Source organism: Duganella sp. BJB1802, from assembly GCF_013369445.1.
Taxonomy (GTDB): domain Bacteria; phylum Pseudomonadota; class Gammaproteobacteria; order Burkholderiales; family Burkholderiaceae_D; genus Rugamonas; species Rugamonas vulcania_A.
On the sequence record NZ_JABWEF010000015.1, the window covers coordinates 153,758 to 168,292 of the forward strand.

Genomic DNA, 14,535 nt, shown 5'->3' on the forward strand with positions numbered 1-14,535 from the left:
AAACGCTAGTTTGTGCTGTGTACTACGCAGCAATACGTAGACGGGCCGCGGCTTCGCGCAGCAGGGCGGGGTCGCCGAGGGAGAGTTTTTTGGAATCGGACAGCACCTGGCGGAAGGCGCGGGCGCCGGGCAGGCCGGTCATCAGGCCCAGCATGTGGCGGGTGATGGAGTTGATTTTCAAGCCCTGGGCGCCGTGCCGGGCCAGTTGGGCTTGAATATAGGGAATCATGGCTTCGAGCACGTCTTCGCGGCTCTTGGGCGCGCGCGTGTCGCCGTAATAGCGCTGGTCGAAACCTGCCATCACGAAGGGGTTGTGATAGGCCTCGCGGCCCAGCATGACGCCGTCCAGGTGCTGCAAATGCAGGTCGATTTCGGCCTCGGTCTTGATGCCGCCGTTGATAATGATTTCGAAGTCAGGGAAGTCGCGCTTGAGCTGGTAGGCGAATTCGTACTTCAGCGGCGGCACCTCGCGGTTCTCCTTGGGCGACAGGCCCTTGAGGATGGCGTTGCGCGCGTGCACGATGAAGGTCCGGCAGCCGGCCTCGGCCACGGTGCCGACGAAGTCGCGCACGAAGTCGTAGCTTTCGGTCTGGTCGATGCCGATGCGGTGCTTGACGGTGACGTCGATGCTGACGGCGTCGCGCATGGCCTTGACGCAGTCGGCCACCAGTTGCGGCTCGGCCATCAGGCAGGCGCCGAACGCGCCCTTCTGCACGCGCTCGGACGGGCAACCGCAGTTGAGGTTGATTTCGTCGTAGCCCCACTTCTCGCCCAGCCTGGCGCTGGTGGCGAGGTCGGCCGGATCGCTGCCGCCCAGCTGCAGCGCCACCGGATGCTCTTCGTCGTTGAAGCGCAGGTGGCGTTCGACGTCGCCGTAGACCAGCGCGCCGGTGGTGACCATCTCCGTGTACAGCCAGGTGTGCTGGCTGATGTGGCGGTGGAACACGCGGCAGTGGCGGTCGGTCCAGTCCATCATCGGCGCGACGGACAGGCGGCGGCTCGCTTTCACGGGCGCGGTGTCGGTGGTCGGCAGGGTGATGATGGTCATGGCGGCAACTATGGGAATCGCTTGGGGGTCGACATTATATCGCAAACGGCAGCGTCACCAGGCCGACCAGGTAGCGCGCAGCTTGCTCGCCGGGATTGAAGTAGCTGATGTGCTGGTCTTCGCGGATGGCCAGGCAGTCGCCCGCCTCCAGCCGCCATTGCTGGCCGCCGGCGGCGATGTCCATCACGCCTTCCATCAGCCACACCTGCTGGTGCACGTCGGCCTCGCGCACGACTTGCTCGTAGCTCACGCGCTGGCCGGGCGGGAACACCACCTCCACCAGCTGCAGCGGCGAGCGCACGGCCGGCGACAGTTGCCGCCGCACGTAGCCCGACGCCGGATCGGTCCACACCGGCTGGTCGGCGGCGCGCCGCAGCGGCGACGGGACGGGCTCGCCCTCCTCCGCCTCGAACAGCGCGGCCAGCGTGACGCCGAGCGCGCCGGCCAGCTTGTCGAGCACGGTGGCGGTGGCGCTGCTTTCGCCGCGCTCGATCAGCGAGATGTTCGAGCGGCTCACGCCGCTGCGCTCGGCCAGCGCGGTCAGCGACAGCCCCCGGCGGTCGCGCAAGGCCAGCACGCGGCTGGCGATCAGTTTGTTGATATCCATAAAATCCATTATACTGGATTTTTTCATCCATTAAAATGTCCGCCATGTCCATCGCTTTCGAATCACCCGACCAGCCCGAGGTCATCGCCCTGATCGCCGACCTCGACGCCTACCAGCTGTCGCTATATCCGCCGGAAAGCGTGTACGCGCTGGACCTGCCCTCGCTGATGCAGCCGAACGTGCGCTTCGCGGTCGCGCGCGATGCGGCCGGCGCCATCGTCGGCTGCGGCGCCATCGTGCTGACGCCGGCGTACGGCGAGATCAAGCGCATGTATGTGCGGCCGGCCGCGCGCGGCCAGGGACTGGCGCGCGGCGTGCTGGCCCTGCTGGAGCAGGCGGCGCTGGACCAGGGCTGTCCGGAGATGGTGCTGGAGACCGGCCCGTCCCAGCCGGAAGCGCTGGGCCTGTACGAACGCCACGGCTTCCAGCGCTGCGCGCCCTACGGCGACTATCCGGACGATCCATTGAGCGTGTTCATGCGCAAGCCGCTGCGCCGCTGATCGGCGCCGATCACGCCTTGCCGCGCTTGCCCGCCACCGCCACCGCCAGCTTGGGCACGCGCGCCTCGAACGCCGCCACCACCCGCTCCAGCCGGACCGCGCCGTCGCCGGTCAGCGTGCCGGTGGCGCCGGCCACCTGGCGCACGATGGCCAGCGCCGCCGCGCGCGCTTCCGCCGAGGCCGGCAGCAGCAGCGGCAGGTCGTGCATCGCCGCCTCCTCGTCCACCTGCAGCATCAGGTATTGCTCGCGCAGGATGGTCTTGAAATGCGTGACGCTGAGCTCCTTGTCGTCCGAGGTGCGCAGGCGCAGCTGGCGGATCGTGGCGAAGGCGCGCTCGTCGGCCGCGCTCATCTCCGGGCTGCGGTAGATGTACAGCAGGCCGCGGATGATGGCCTCGGTCACGCCGCCCTCCGCCGTCTTCATGGCCGCCGCCGCGCGGTGCGCGTTGAGCGCGGCTTCGCGCGCGATGTCGCGGCCGATCCGGCGCGGACGGCCGCCGTCGGTGCGCAGGCCCACCAGCGCCTGCAGCAGCGGCGAGCCGTACACGCCGAGGAAGATGTTTTCGGTGGCCTGGTCGCGCAGGTCGCGGTAGCGGTCCAGCGCGTCGACGATCTGCCGCGACATCGTTTCCTGCATCTGCATGAAGACGTTGTCGGGCGCCACCGGGCGGCGCTCGGCGCGCACCTTGGCGGCCATCGCCGGTATGCCGTCGAGCAGCGGATTTTTGCTGGAGAACATGCGGTAGCGCAGCCGCAGCGGATGCGATTCGCGCTGCTGCTCGGCGCTGGCCTCGGTGACCATGGCCTTGACCACCGGGCTGGCGTAGGTGCGGTAGAGCCCGGTGTTGATCTCCGAGACGCGCGCCACCGCCGCGAAGCGGCGCTCGTCCTCGGCGTCGTTGCCGCCCAGCGCGCGCAGCGCGTCCAGGCCGCGCCGCTCGAAGCGCATCACGTAGTCGCCGCCCGCCATGTCGCCGGCGGCGATTTCCGCCTGCAGCATCTCCTCGTCCTTGTCGAGGAACACCGCCTCGTACAGGCCGGGCGGCATGATGTCGATCATGTCCATCGCCGCCGTGAATTCCTCGTGCTCCTTGTTCGCCACCGAGGCGGAAACGAAGATGCCCAGGTGGCCTATGCTCTGGTGCATCGAGTAGATGATGGTCTGGCCGCCGGCCGCCAGCGCCGCGTCGTCCTCGTACAGGTCCAGCACCCAGCCCAGCGCCTGTTGCGGCGGCGTGATGTCGTCGCCCCACGAGCAGAACACCACGATCGGCGACTTGATGTTGCGCAGGTCGATGCGGTGGCCGTTGCTGTCGAGCAGGGCGGCGTCGCTCAAGCGGTTGCCGACGAACAGCGAGTCGGCGATGTACTGCATTTCGACCGCGTTCAGCAGCACCGGGTTGCCCCACCACTTTTCAAATTCCAGGAAGCGCTCGGCCTCGGTGTCGATCTTGGAATAGACGTTGTAGTTCTTGGCCCACAGCGTGTTGGACGGATTCATCTTCTCGAAGTTGGCGACCAGCTGCGCGCCGTCGAAGATGCCATTGCCGAGATCGCCCGCCAGCGCGGTCATCCAGGTGCCGCCGAGCACGCCGCCCAGGTAGCGCAAGGGGTTCTTGCCGCGCACGCCGGCCCAGTAGGACAGCGGCGCGCCGGCCAGCACCAGCGGGCCGACCAGGTCGGGATTGAGGGCGCTGGTCATCATGATCTGCCAGCCGGCCTGGCAGTTGCCGATCAGCGCGGGCTTGCCGTCGGCGTGCGGGTGCAGCGCGGCCACCTTGGCGATGAACTGCGCCTCGGCGCGGCACACGTCCTCGATGGTCTGGCCCGGCACCGGCTGCGGCAGGAAGCCGACGAAATAACAGGGATGGCCGGCCTTGAGCACGACGCCGATCTCGCTGTCCTGCTTCATGCCGCCGATGCCGGGACCGTGGCCGGCGCGCGGATCGAACACGATGAAGGGCCGCTTGTGCGGATCGGGCGCGATGCCGTCCGGCGGCAGGATGTACAGCAGGCCGTAGTTGACCGGCCGCTCCAGGTGGCGGCCGTCGAGGATGGTCTCGAATTCAAAGCTGAGCACATGCGGCGCCGGCTGCTCGTCGCGATGGTTGCGCTCGTCGCCGCGCTGGCGCAGCACGTCCATGAACAGCACGCTGCGCTGGCAGGCGTCGATCCAATAGTCGGCCGCCTGCTGGGCCAGCGCGAAGGGATGGACGGGCCATTGCGGCCCCGGCTTGGTCTGGTCGTCGCTCACGGAACTTTCTCCCTGCGGTTTATGCTGCCATGCATCAAAGTACCGCAGCGGATATAAAAACGCAAACGAAACCGGCGTGGCGGCGGCGCAAAAAAAAACCGCGGCCGGGGCCGCGGTTCGGTTCAGGACGGCAAGCCGGCTTAGAACTTGTGGTTGTACTCCACCGTGAACTTCGCATAGCGCGGAGTCTGGTAGTTCTGCACTTCGCGGTAGGTCGCCGAGATCGTGCCGCTGGAGCCGTCGTCATAGGTGGCGTTGTTGGTGATCGGCGCCTGCTTGTTGAACACGTTGAACACGTCCACCTTCACGGACAAGCCCTCGATCATCTTCGGCGCATAGGCCAAGTTCAGGTCCAGGCGCTTTTCCCACGGCATACGGCCAAGGCTGCCGCGCGGCGTCGGCTTGCCGCCGCAGTTGTAGTACTCGGCGCCATAGCCTGGGCCGAAGTATTGCTGGCCGAGCGGATAGGCTGGGTCGGAGCCACTGTCGGCGGCATCGTTGGTGCCCAGGCACAGCACAGGACGGCCGGACTGGATCAGCGCGAAAGCGCCGACCGTCCATTCAGGCGTCAGCTCGTAATAGCCGTACATCTTGAGCTGGTGCTTGCGGTCGTTCGGCAACAGGCCGTTGCTGCCCGGCGCGAACTCCGGGAAGTCCCACGCGGCCGAGGTGCCGACGTCGGTCTGGCCGGTGTCGGAACGGGTCTGGCCTTCCATGTTGCCCTTGCTGCGCGACAGCGTGTAGTTCACGCGGCCGTACCAGCCATTGCGCGCCGGATGCTCCAGGAACACATCCAGCGCGGCGTAGGTGCGCTCGGCCTTCGGTTCGCCGATTTCAGCGGCGGTGAAGTGCGCCAGCTGGCCCTTGCCGGTGACCACGGGATTACCCGCAGCGTCGTTGCCATCGATCCAAACCGTAACGTCGCGGCCCGGGTTGTAGATGAAGCAGTTCACCGCGCCCTGGTTCTGGATGTCGATGCCATGGTCGGCGGCGTACTTCAGCAGCGGACGGGTGTCACAGCTGTCGTCGATACCGGCGCCGAGCTTGCGGTAGGTGATCTTGCCGCCGAAGTTCAGGTTGGGGCTGTAGGCTTTTTCAAAGCCCAGGGTCAGCTCATCCTGGTAGTTTGGCTTGAGATCGGCCGCCACCACCGATTGCGGGTTCTTGGCCTGGCCGTATTCGCCGTCCGACGAGATCGGCGTGTTGACCGCCTTCAGGCCCAACGGTACGCCGGTGTTCGGATCGATGCCGGTGTAGGTGAACTCCTGGGTGGTGTAGGTCGAGCGGCTGGCGGCACGGGCTGCCACCTGGGTCGGCAGTTGCAGGTAGTAGCGGCCGGCGCTGCCGAAGACCTTGAACGAGGCGTCGCCGTTGACGTCCCAGGCGGCCGACACGCGCGGCGCCACTTCGCTCTTCATGTCGAGGAACTTGACGCCGTCGCCGGTCGAGTTGCTGTAGGCGTCGTTGCGGATGCCCAGCGTGACCAGCAAGTCCTTGCGCACCTGCCAGCGGTCCTCAAAGTACTGCGCCGACTGCTTGGACGAAGCCGAGGTCAGCGAGTTGAAAATCGATTGCGACACGTAGTACCCGGCCGTACCCGAGCCGCCGAAGTCGGCAACGTTGCCTGGACGGCCGCCCGACAGATTGATCGGCTGGCCGATGAATTTATCGCCGACATACTTGTAGGACCACGACGAACCGCCGCTGCGGATCTGGCCTGCGGCGGACGAGGTGATGTTGCTGGAGTCGATACCGGCGCGCAGCGTATGGTTGTTGAGTTTGTATTCGAGGTCGAAGCGGCCCGATTTCACTTCATCCTCGCCAGGCTTGCTGATGTAGCCGGGGAAGACGTTGTAGTTACGGTAGAGCGACGAGCTCAGCGCGGGCCACTTGGCGGTCGAGCTGTACAGAACGGTCGGCGGCACGGCGCCGGTGCCGGCATTCGCGCCCAGCGCCTCGTAGCTGACGCCGTGCTGGCTTTTCAGTACGCCGTACAGACCGGTGATGACCAGGTCGTCGGTGATATTGCCGGTGTACTTCAGCATATTCACCGTCGAGCCCGGGGTGCCCGGGAACTCGGGATCGGTTGGCCCCAGGTTCTTGCCCACCGCGGACGAGTACAGTTGGTTGTTCGGAACACCATCCAGTTGCTCGGCCGCTTTCGGGTTGTTCGGGTTCAGCACATAACCGTATTTTTGGTAACGGGCCTGGTAGCTGTCGCCGGCGGTGGTGAACTCCAGGCGATGGTCATCGGTGATGTTCCAGTCCAGCTTGCCCAGCCAGCGGTTTTCCTGCGAGCGGTTGTGGTTCCAGCCGCTTTGCGCGATGGTCGCCGGATTGGTCACCGTGCTGGAGCCGACATAGGAATCCTTGCCGATGGTCTGGTCGCCGGCAATGAACATGAACAGCTTGTCCTTGATGATCGGGCCGCCCAGGTAGGCGCCGTACTGGACGTTGGAAACCGTGCGGTTGTCGCGGCGCAGGTCCAGCTTGCCGTCGGTGGCCGCATTGCTCGAATCGCCGGTAACGGCATAGTTGAAGTTCTTGTACGCCGCGCGCGTGCTCTGCGGCTCGATGCTGTAGGTCGCGCCGCCTTCCCAGGTGTTGGTGCCGCTCTTGGTGGTCACGCTCATCACGCCGCCGATCGAACGGCCGTACTCGGCGCCGAAGCCGCCGGTCAGCACCGAGGCCTGCTGGATGGCGCCGAACGGCAGCTCCATCGAGCCCAGCTGGCTGAGCGGATTGGTGATCGGGAAGCCGTTCAGGTAGAACGCGTTTTCCGACACGCCCGAGCCGCCGAAGGAGGCGGTGTTGCCGTAGGCCGAATCGCCCTTGGTGGTGTTGGGGGCCAGCAGCGCGATGGCGTTCAGCGAATGCGCCACCGGCAGCTTGGACAACTCCTTGCCGGTGAAGATGGCGCCGTTGTTGGTGTTGGAGACATCGATGGTGGCGCGGCGGCCGGTCACCTGCACCGTTTGCAAGGCGCCGGTGAAGGACGCGTTGGCGCCCTGGCCCGCGACCACGTCGACCTCGACCGTTTGCGCGACCTTGCCGTCGCGGCTCAGTTCAACGCGGTAGTGGCCGGCGGGCAGCGCGGTGACCTGGTAGCGGCCGCCCGCCTCGGCGCCGACGCTGCGTTTGAGTCCCGTGTTGACGTTGACCAAGTTGATCGTGGCGCCGGCGGGCGTGTCGACCACGCCGTAGATGGTGCCGGTGGCGTTCGACTGCGCCCTCGCCGGCTGGACCGCGCCGGCCATGACCACGGCCGTGCCAAAGGCGATGGTTAACGCCCGAGCAATGACAGTTTTTCTTAACATGTGATTTTCCCGATTTTCCGATTGTAGAAAAAAGCTTGGTTGGCGGCCGGTACGTGGGTAAGCACGTCCGGCCGCCACCAGCTTGTTTTATATTTGCCCCAACTTTTCCCGTCACGAAAACGCCTGTCTGACGTCCCCGTTGAAGCTAGCTTGCGGAACACAAGGCAAGCTCAAGCATCGATAAGACCACGGTGCCTAAAATAGTGTCAATTGCGTACGCCGAATTTCATCATCAAAACAACGTTTATTTTTATGTCACAATGTAACGCACCGTTTTGGTGCAAAACTGAACGCGGCGGTGCAAGCAAAACCGGGATTTTTCAAAATAATATTTTGTTTTCAGACTCGCTTGCCGTATAGAGATATGCAAAATCCTCATATCGCTGAATTTCGCGTTTTCAACCCGGCTGCCGACACGGCTGCCGGAATGACAAAAAGCCGCCCGGTTTGCACCGGGCGGCTTTTTTGCGGGGAACTGCCTGGAAGCGGAATTACGCTTCGCGCGATGCCTTCTTGCGCTCGTGTTCCTTCAGGAAACGCTTACGCAGACGGATCGATTTCGGGGTGATTTCCACCAGTTCGTCGTCGTCGATGAATTCCACGGCGTATTCCAGCGACATCTGGATAGGCGGCACCAGGCGCACGGCTTCGTCGGTACCCGACGAGCGCACGTTGGTCAGCTGCTTGCCCTTGATCGGGTTGACGACCAGGTCGTTGTCGCGCGAGTGGATGCCGATGATCATGCCTTCGTACACCGGGTCGTTGTGGACCACGAACATGCGGCCGCGATCCTGCAGTTTCCAGATGGCGTAGGCCACGGCGGCGCCGTCGTCCTGCGAGATCAGCACGCCGTTGCGGCGGCCGCCCAGTTCACCCTTGGTGTTGTCCACTGGCGCGTATTCGTCGAACACGTGCGACATCAGGCCGGTACCGCGGGTCAGGGTCATGAATTCGCCCTGGAAGCCGATCAGGCCGCGCGCCGGGATCTTGTATTCCAGACGCACACGGCCCTTGCCGTCCGATTCCATGTTCTGCAGGTCGCCGCGACGACGGCCCAGTTCTTCCATCACGCCGCCCTGGTTGGCTTCTTCGACGTCAACGCTCAGTTGCTCGAACGGCTCGTGGCGCACGCCATCGACCATCTTGAACACCACGCGCGGACGCGACACGGCCAGCTCGAAGCCTTCGCGACGCATGTTTTCGATCAGGATGGTCAGGTGCAGCTCGCCGCGGCCCGACACTTCGAAGACGGTGTCGTCGTCGGTTTGCGCAACGCGCAGAGCGACGTTGGCTTTCAGTTCCTTGTCCAAACGGTCGCGCAGCTGGCGCGAGGTGACGAACTTGCCTTCGCGGCCGGCCAGCGGCGAGTTGTTGACCATGAAGTTCATGGTCAGGGTAGGCTCGTCGACGGTCAGCATCGGCAGCGCTTCCGGGGTGTCCAGCGCGCACAGCGTCGAACCGATGCCGATCTCGTCGATACCGTTGATCAGGCAGATGTCGCCGGCGACCGCTTCGTTCACCAGTACGCGCTCCAGGCCCTTGAAGTTCAGCACCTGGTTGATGCGGCCCTTGATCGGGGTGGCGCCTGGGCCATTGATGACCAGAACGTCCTGGCCGACCTTGACGGTGCCGCGGTTGACGCGGCCAATGCCGATCTTGCCGACGTAGGACGAGTAGTCCAGCGACGTGATTTGCATCTGCAGCGGGCCTTCCGGATTGTCGTCGCGCACAGGCACGTGTTCCAGGATGGCGTCGAACAGCGGCTTCATGTCGCCGCCGCGCACGTCTTCGGTCAGGCCGGCGTAGCCGTTCAGGCCCGAGGCGTAGACGACCGGGAAGTCCAGCTGCTCGTCGGTCGCGCCCAGCTTGTCGAACAGTTCGAAGGTCTGGTTGATCGCCCATTCAGGACGCGCGCCTGGACGGTCGACCTTGTTGACGACGACGATAGGCTTCAGGCCCAGCGCCAGTGCCTTGCGGGTCACGAAGCGGGTCTGTGGCATCGGGCCTTCCTGCGCGTCGATCAGCAGCAGAACCGAGTCCACCATCGACAGCACGCGCTCGACTTCGCCGCCGAAGTCGGCGTGGCCTGGGGTGTCGACGATGTTGATGTGGGTGCCTTCGTATTCAACGGCGCAGTTCTTCGACAGAATCGTAATGCCGCGCTCCTTTTCGAGGTCGTTCGAGTCCATGACACGGGTGTCGACCGCTTGGTTTTCACGGAAGGTGCCGGACTGACGCAGCAGTTGATCCACCAGGGTAGTTTTACCGTGGTCAACGTGGGCGATGATGGCGATATTACGAATTGCGCGTTTTGTAGTAGACATGGTCGTTATATTTGCTGAAAAACTGCGGGTGCGTACGTGACGTACGGGAGTGGCCAATTTCTGGAACCGCGTAGTATAGCATGTTGCGGTGCAACTCTCCCTGAAATCCTGAATATTTTCAAAGAGTTGCTTTATTGGGGCTTAGGGTTGCACAAAGGCGATCAGGCGCTCCGGCGCCAGGATGCTGTACTCGCCCAGCTGGGCGGTGCCGAGCAGCTTGTCGTCCAAGTAGACGCGTACCCTGCCCTGTTCGGCCGGAACCGTCACGGGCTCCTTGCCCAGGGCCAGGCGCTGGCCGTTGAGGAAGCGCTTGGCCAGCTCGGCGTTCAGGTACACGGCCGGGAAGCTGGACAACAAGGCGTCGACCGGCGCGAGCAGGCTGAGCGGCGCTGGATGCGCGGTCAGCTGTTCGAGCGTCAGCATGCCTTCCGTGGTCAGCGGGCCGACCTGGATGCGGCGCAGCGCGTTCAGGTGGGCGCCGCAGCCGAGCGCTTCGCCGATGTCCTGGCCCAGCACGCGGATGTAGGTGCCCTTGCTGCACGTGACCACCAGCTTGAGCATCGGCGCCTCGTAGGACACTAGCTCCAGCTTGTGGATGACGACGTTGCGCGCCTCGCGCTCCAGCGTGATGCCGGCGCGCGCGTATTCGTACAGCGGCTTGCCGTCGCGTTTCAGGGCCGAGTACATCGGCGGCACTTGCGCGATCGGGCCGCGGAATTTCTCCAGCACGGCGTGGATCTGCTCCAGCGTGACGTTGACCTCGCGGCTGTCGATGACTTCGCCCTCGGTGTCGCCGGTGTCGGTGGTCCGGCCCAGGTGGACCGTGGTCTCGTAGGTCTTGTCCGCTTCCAGCAAGTCCTGCGAGAACTTGGTGGCCTCGCCAAAGCACAGCGGCAACAGGCCGGTGGCGAACGGGTCGAGCGTGCCGGTGTGGCCGGCCTTCTTGGCGTTGAGCACGCGCTTGGCCTTGATCAGTGCATCGTTGCTGGAGAAGCCGACCGGCTTGTCGAGCAGCAGCACGCCGTCGACCAGGTCGCGGACTTTTTTAGGATGGTTTTGCTTCATCGGTGCAGCGTGCTTACTCGCCGTCCTTCTTCTCTTCGGCCGGCGCCTGGTCGTCGTCCAGCGAGCGGGTGCTGTTGGCCTGGTCGATCAGCGCCGACAGTTCCATGCCGCGCGCGGTCGAGGTGTCGTGCACGAAGTGCAGCATCGGCAGCGTGTGGATGTGCAGGCGCTTGCCCAGCTGGCCGCGCATGTAGCCGGCCGCCGCGCTCAAGCCGTCGACGGTCTGCTTGACCTGCTCCTTGCTGTCCTTGAGCATGGTGAAGAAGATCTTGGCGTGCGCGTAATCCGGGGTCACCTGCACTTCGGTGATGGTGATCATGCCGACGCGCGGGTCCTTCAGTTCGAAGGCGATGATTTCGGACAGGTCGCGCTGGATCTGGTCCGCCACGCGCTGACCGCGCTGGGGTATGTTTTTACTGTGTTTAGCCATGATATACGGTACTGCTTTCCATAAACGCCAAGTGGACGGAAGCAAGTATGCTCCCGTCCACCCGGTTAAAACTACTCTAATCGCAACTGATTACAGCGTACGAGCGATTTCCTGAACTTCGAACACTTCCAGGGAGTCGCCCACCTGGATGTCGTTGTAGTTCTTCAGCGACAGGCCGCACTCCAGGCCGGCGCGTACTTCCTTGGCGTCGTCCTTGAAGCGTTTGAGCGAGTCGATCTCGCCGGTCCACACCACGATGTTGTTGCGCAGCAGGCGTACCGAGGACGAACGCTTGACCACGCCATCGGTGACCAGGCAACCGGCGACCGCGCCGACTTTCGAGACCAGGATGACCTGGCGAATCTCGACCTGACCGATAACGGTTTCGCGCTTCTCCGGTGCCAGCATGCCCGACAACGCCGATTTGATCTCGTCGATCGCATCGTAAATGATGTTGTAGTAGCGGATGTCCACGCCGTTCGACTCGGCCAGCTTGCGCGCCTGTGCATCGGCACGGGCGTTGAAGCCGATGATGACCGCTTTCGAGGCCACCGCCAGGTTGACGTCCGACTCGGTGATGCCGCCGACCGCTGCGTGCACAACCTGTACGCGCACTTCGGAGGTCGACAGTTTCTGCAGCGAGCCAACCAGCGCTTCCTGCGAACCCTGCACGTCGGTCTTGATGATCAGCGGCAGGTTCTTCACTTCGCCTTCGGCCATCTGGTCGAACATGTTTTCCAGCTTCGCGGCTTGCTGCTTGGCCAGCTTCACGTCGCGGAACTTACCTTGACGGAACAGGCCGATTTCGCGGGCCTTGCGCTCGTCCGCCATGACCATGACTTCCTCGCCGGCTTGCGGCACTTCGGTCAGGCCCTGGATTTCGACCGGGATCGATGGACCGGCTTCGTTGATCGGCTTGCCGTTTTCGTCCAGCATCGCGCGGACGCGGCCGAAGGACGAACCAGCCAGGATCACGTCGCCGCGCTTCAGCGTACCGGACTGCACCAGCACGGTCGCGACCGGGCCCTTGCCCTTGTCCAGACGGCCTTCGACCACCAGACCGCGCGCAGGCGCGTCGATCGGGGCTTTCAGTTCCAGCACTTCGGCTTGCAGCAGCACCTGTTCCAGCAGGGCGTCGATGCCCTCGCCGGTCTTGGCCGACACCGGCACGAATGGCGATTCGCCACCGTATTCTTCCGGCACCACTTGTTCCGCCACCAGTTCCTGCGTGACGCGGTCCACGTTGCCGCCCGGTTTGTCGATCTTGTTGATCGCGACAACCAGCGGCACGCCGGCCGCCTTCGCGTGGGCGATCGCTTCCTTCGTCTGCGGCATCACGCCGTCGTCGGCTGCCACCACCAGGATGACGATGTCGGTTGCTTTCGCACCGCGGGCACGCATGGCCGTAAAGGCTTCGTGACCCGGCGTATCCAGGAAGGTGATCATGCCGCGCGGGGTGTCCACGTGGTACGCGCCGATGTGCTGGGTAATGCCGCCGGCTTCGCCCGACGCCACTTTGGCGCGGCGGATGTAATCCAGCAGCGAGGTCTTGCCGTGGTCGACGTGACCCATGACGGTAACGACCGGTGCGCGCGGCACCGATTCAAAGTGAGCGTGCTCACCCTGGTCGGCCAGCAGCGCTTCCGGATCGTCCATCTCGGCGGCGAAGGCCTTGTGGCCCATTTCCTCGACCAGAATCATGGCCGTTTCCTGGTCCAGCACCTGGTTGATGGTGCACATCTGGCCCAGCTTCATCAGCTGCTTGATGACCTCGGATGCCTTGACGGACATCTTGTGGGCCAGTTCGGCAACGGTGATGGTTTCCGGCACGTAGACGTCTTTGACGACGGCTTCGGTCGGCGCCTGGAAATTGGTTTCGCGGTCGTCGGCATGGCCGCCACGACGGCCACCCTTGCCACCACTGCGCCAGCCATCGCGGCCGCCGGTCGAACCGGTGTTGCCGCCACGGCCCTTGCCGGCTGCGCCGCCAGGGGCGCCGCGTTTCTTGGCGTCGTCCTGCCAGGTCGACGAGACATTGGCCGACTTGATCGACTTCTTGTCCGCGCTGACCGGCTTCTTGTCGCCAGGCTTGTCGCCCGGTTTGGCGACGGCGCCGGTGGCTGGCTTGTGCAGCGTGCCTTCGGCAACCTTGGCCTTGACCGGCGCAGGCGCCGGTTCAGGGGCTTTGATGGCGCGGCGTGGCGCGTTCATCATGGCCTTGATCTGTGCTACCTCGTCGGCCACGGCCTTGCGTGCCAGCTCGGTGGCGGCCGCTTTGTCGGCGGCTTCCTTGGCGGCTGCGGCGGCCTTCTTCTTGGCTTCCTCGGCGGCGGCTTTTTTCTTCTCTTCGGCAGCGGCGTCGGGCGCGGCTGGCGCGGCGCCGGCTGCGCTGGCGGTCGCGGCGGCAGCGGCCTTGGCGGCGGCTTTCTTCGCTTCGGCGTCGGCTTCCCTTGGCGGCGGCGGCTTCGGCGGCGGCGGTGGCTTTGGCCTGCGCTTCCTTCTCCGATTCCAGCTTGGCCAGGCGTTCCTGCTTCTCGCGCAGTTCCGCTTCCTGACGTGCGATCAGTTCCGCTTGCTTGCGTGCTTCTTCCTCACGGCGTGCGACCTCGACGGCGTCGACCACCGGGGCGGCTGGCGCCACCGGCGCGGCGGCGACCGGCTCGTCGCGCTGGACGAAGGTGCGTACCTTCTTCACAGCGACCTGAATCGTGCGAGCCTTGCCATTGGCGTCGGCCTGCTTGATTTCAGTGGTTTCTTTGCGCGTCAGCGTGATCTTCTTCTTTTCGGTATCAGCCGATGCACCGTGGGTACGGCGCAAGTGATCAAGCAGCTTATCCTTATCATCTTTCGACAATGGATCTGACGTCGAACTTTTTTCGACGCCGGCAGAACGCAGCTGCGTCAGCAGCAAATCTGCAGGCATCTTCAGTTCGGTGGCAAATTGGGCTACGTTGTTACTCGCCATTCAGTCCTCTTTTCTATGTGTCGCG

The 14,535-nt window shown here is 64.4% G+C and carries 8 protein-coding genes and 1 pseudogene; 1 reads left to right on the forward strand and 8 read right to left on the reverse strand.

Features of this window, described 5'->3' with window-relative positions:
* Positions 1–22 precede the first annotated feature (22 nt).
* The gene (dusA, locus tag HUX88_RS22610; RefSeq protein WP_176363197.1) at positions 23–1,048 is read right to left on the reverse strand and encodes a tRNA dihydrouridine(20/20a) synthase DusA; all 1,026 of its coding nucleotides are present in this window, start codon (positions 1,046–1,048) and stop codon (positions 23–25) included.
* Positions 1,049–1,082: 34 nt separating this feature from the next.
* Positions 1,083–1,655, reverse strand: coding sequence for a helix-turn-helix domain-containing protein (locus HUX88_RS22615; protein ID WP_176363198.1), 573 nt, complete (start codon positions 1,653–1,655; stop codon positions 1,083–1,085).
* Between the two features lie 44 nt (positions 1,656–1,699).
* Here HUX88_RS22615 and HUX88_RS22620 point away from each other — a divergent pair, with 44 nt between their 5' ends.
* Positions 1,700–2,155: a GNAT family N-acetyltransferase gene (locus HUX88_RS22620; protein ID WP_176363199.1), complete on the forward strand. Its 456-nt coding sequence runs from the start codon at positions 1,700–1,702 to the stop codon at positions 2,153–2,155.
* A gap of 10 nt (positions 2,156–2,165) precedes the next feature.
* Here the strand turns inward: HUX88_RS22620 and HUX88_RS22625 are convergent, their stop codons facing one another.
* From HUX88_RS22625 to infB, 6 genes and pseudogenes are all read right to left on the reverse strand, one after another.
* Positions 2,166–4,409, reverse strand: coding sequence for a DUF3141 domain-containing protein (locus HUX88_RS22625; RefSeq protein WP_176363200.1), 2,244 nt, complete (start codon positions 4,407–4,409; stop codon positions 2,166–2,168).
* Positions 4,410–4,549: 140 nt separating this feature from the next.
* Positions 4,550–7,726, reverse strand: coding sequence for a TonB-dependent receptor (locus tag HUX88_RS22630; protein WP_176363201.1), 3,177 nt, complete (start codon positions 7,724–7,726; stop codon positions 4,550–4,552).
* Positions 7,727–8,217: 491 nt separating this feature from the next.
* Positions 8,218–10,050 carry a translational GTPase TypA gene (gene typA / locus HUX88_RS22635; RefSeq protein ID WP_117013210.1) on the reverse strand — a complete coding sequence of 611 codons (1,833 nt, stop codon included), beginning with the start codon at positions 10,048–10,050 and terminating at the stop codon, positions 8,218–8,220.
* 141 nt (positions 10,051–10,191) lie between these two features.
* Positions 10,192–11,115, reverse strand: a complete 924-nt coding sequence (truB, locus tag HUX88_RS22640; protein WP_117013209.1) for a tRNA pseudouridine(55) synthase TruB — start codon at positions 11,113–11,115, stop codon at positions 10,192–10,194.
* Positions 11,116–11,128: 13 nt separating this feature from the next.
* Positions 11,129–11,545: a 30S ribosome-binding factor RbfA gene (rbfA, locus tag HUX88_RS22645; RefSeq protein WP_117013208.1), complete on the reverse strand. Its 417-nt coding sequence runs from the start codon at positions 11,543–11,545 to the stop codon at positions 11,129–11,131.
* 90 nt (positions 11,546–11,635) lie between these two features.
* Positions 11,636–14,510 (reverse strand): annotated as a pseudogene (gene infB / locus HUX88_RS22650) (translation initiation factor IF-2).
* Positions 14,511–14,535 lie beyond the last annotated feature (25 nt).

Coding starts and splice junctions, on each gene's coding strand:
- truB (WP_117013209.1), bottom strand. CDS start 11,115: ATGAAGCAAAACCATCCTAAAAAAGTCCGCGACCTGGTCGACGGCGTG.
- HUX88_RS22620 (WP_176363199.1), top strand. CDS start 1,700: ATGTCCATCGCTTTCGAATCACCCGACCAGCCCGAGGTCATCGCCCTG.
- rbfA (WP_117013208.1), bottom strand. CDS start 11,545: ATGGCTAAACACAGTAAAAACATACCCCAGCGCGGTCAGCGCGTGGCG.
- HUX88_RS22615 (WP_176363198.1), bottom strand. CDS start 1,655: ATGGATATCAACAAACTGATCGCCAGCCGCGTGCTGGCCTTGCGCGAC.
- typA (WP_117013210.1), bottom strand. CDS start 10,050: ATGTCTACTACAAAACGCGCAATTCGTAATATCGCCATCATCGCCCAC.
- dusA (WP_176363197.1), bottom strand. CDS start 1,048: ATGACCATCATCACCCTGCCGACCACCGACACCGCGCCCGTGAAAGCG.
- HUX88_RS22630 (WP_176363201.1), bottom strand. CDS start 7,726: ATGTTAAGAAAAACTGTCATTGCTCGGGCGTTAACCATCGCCTTTGGC.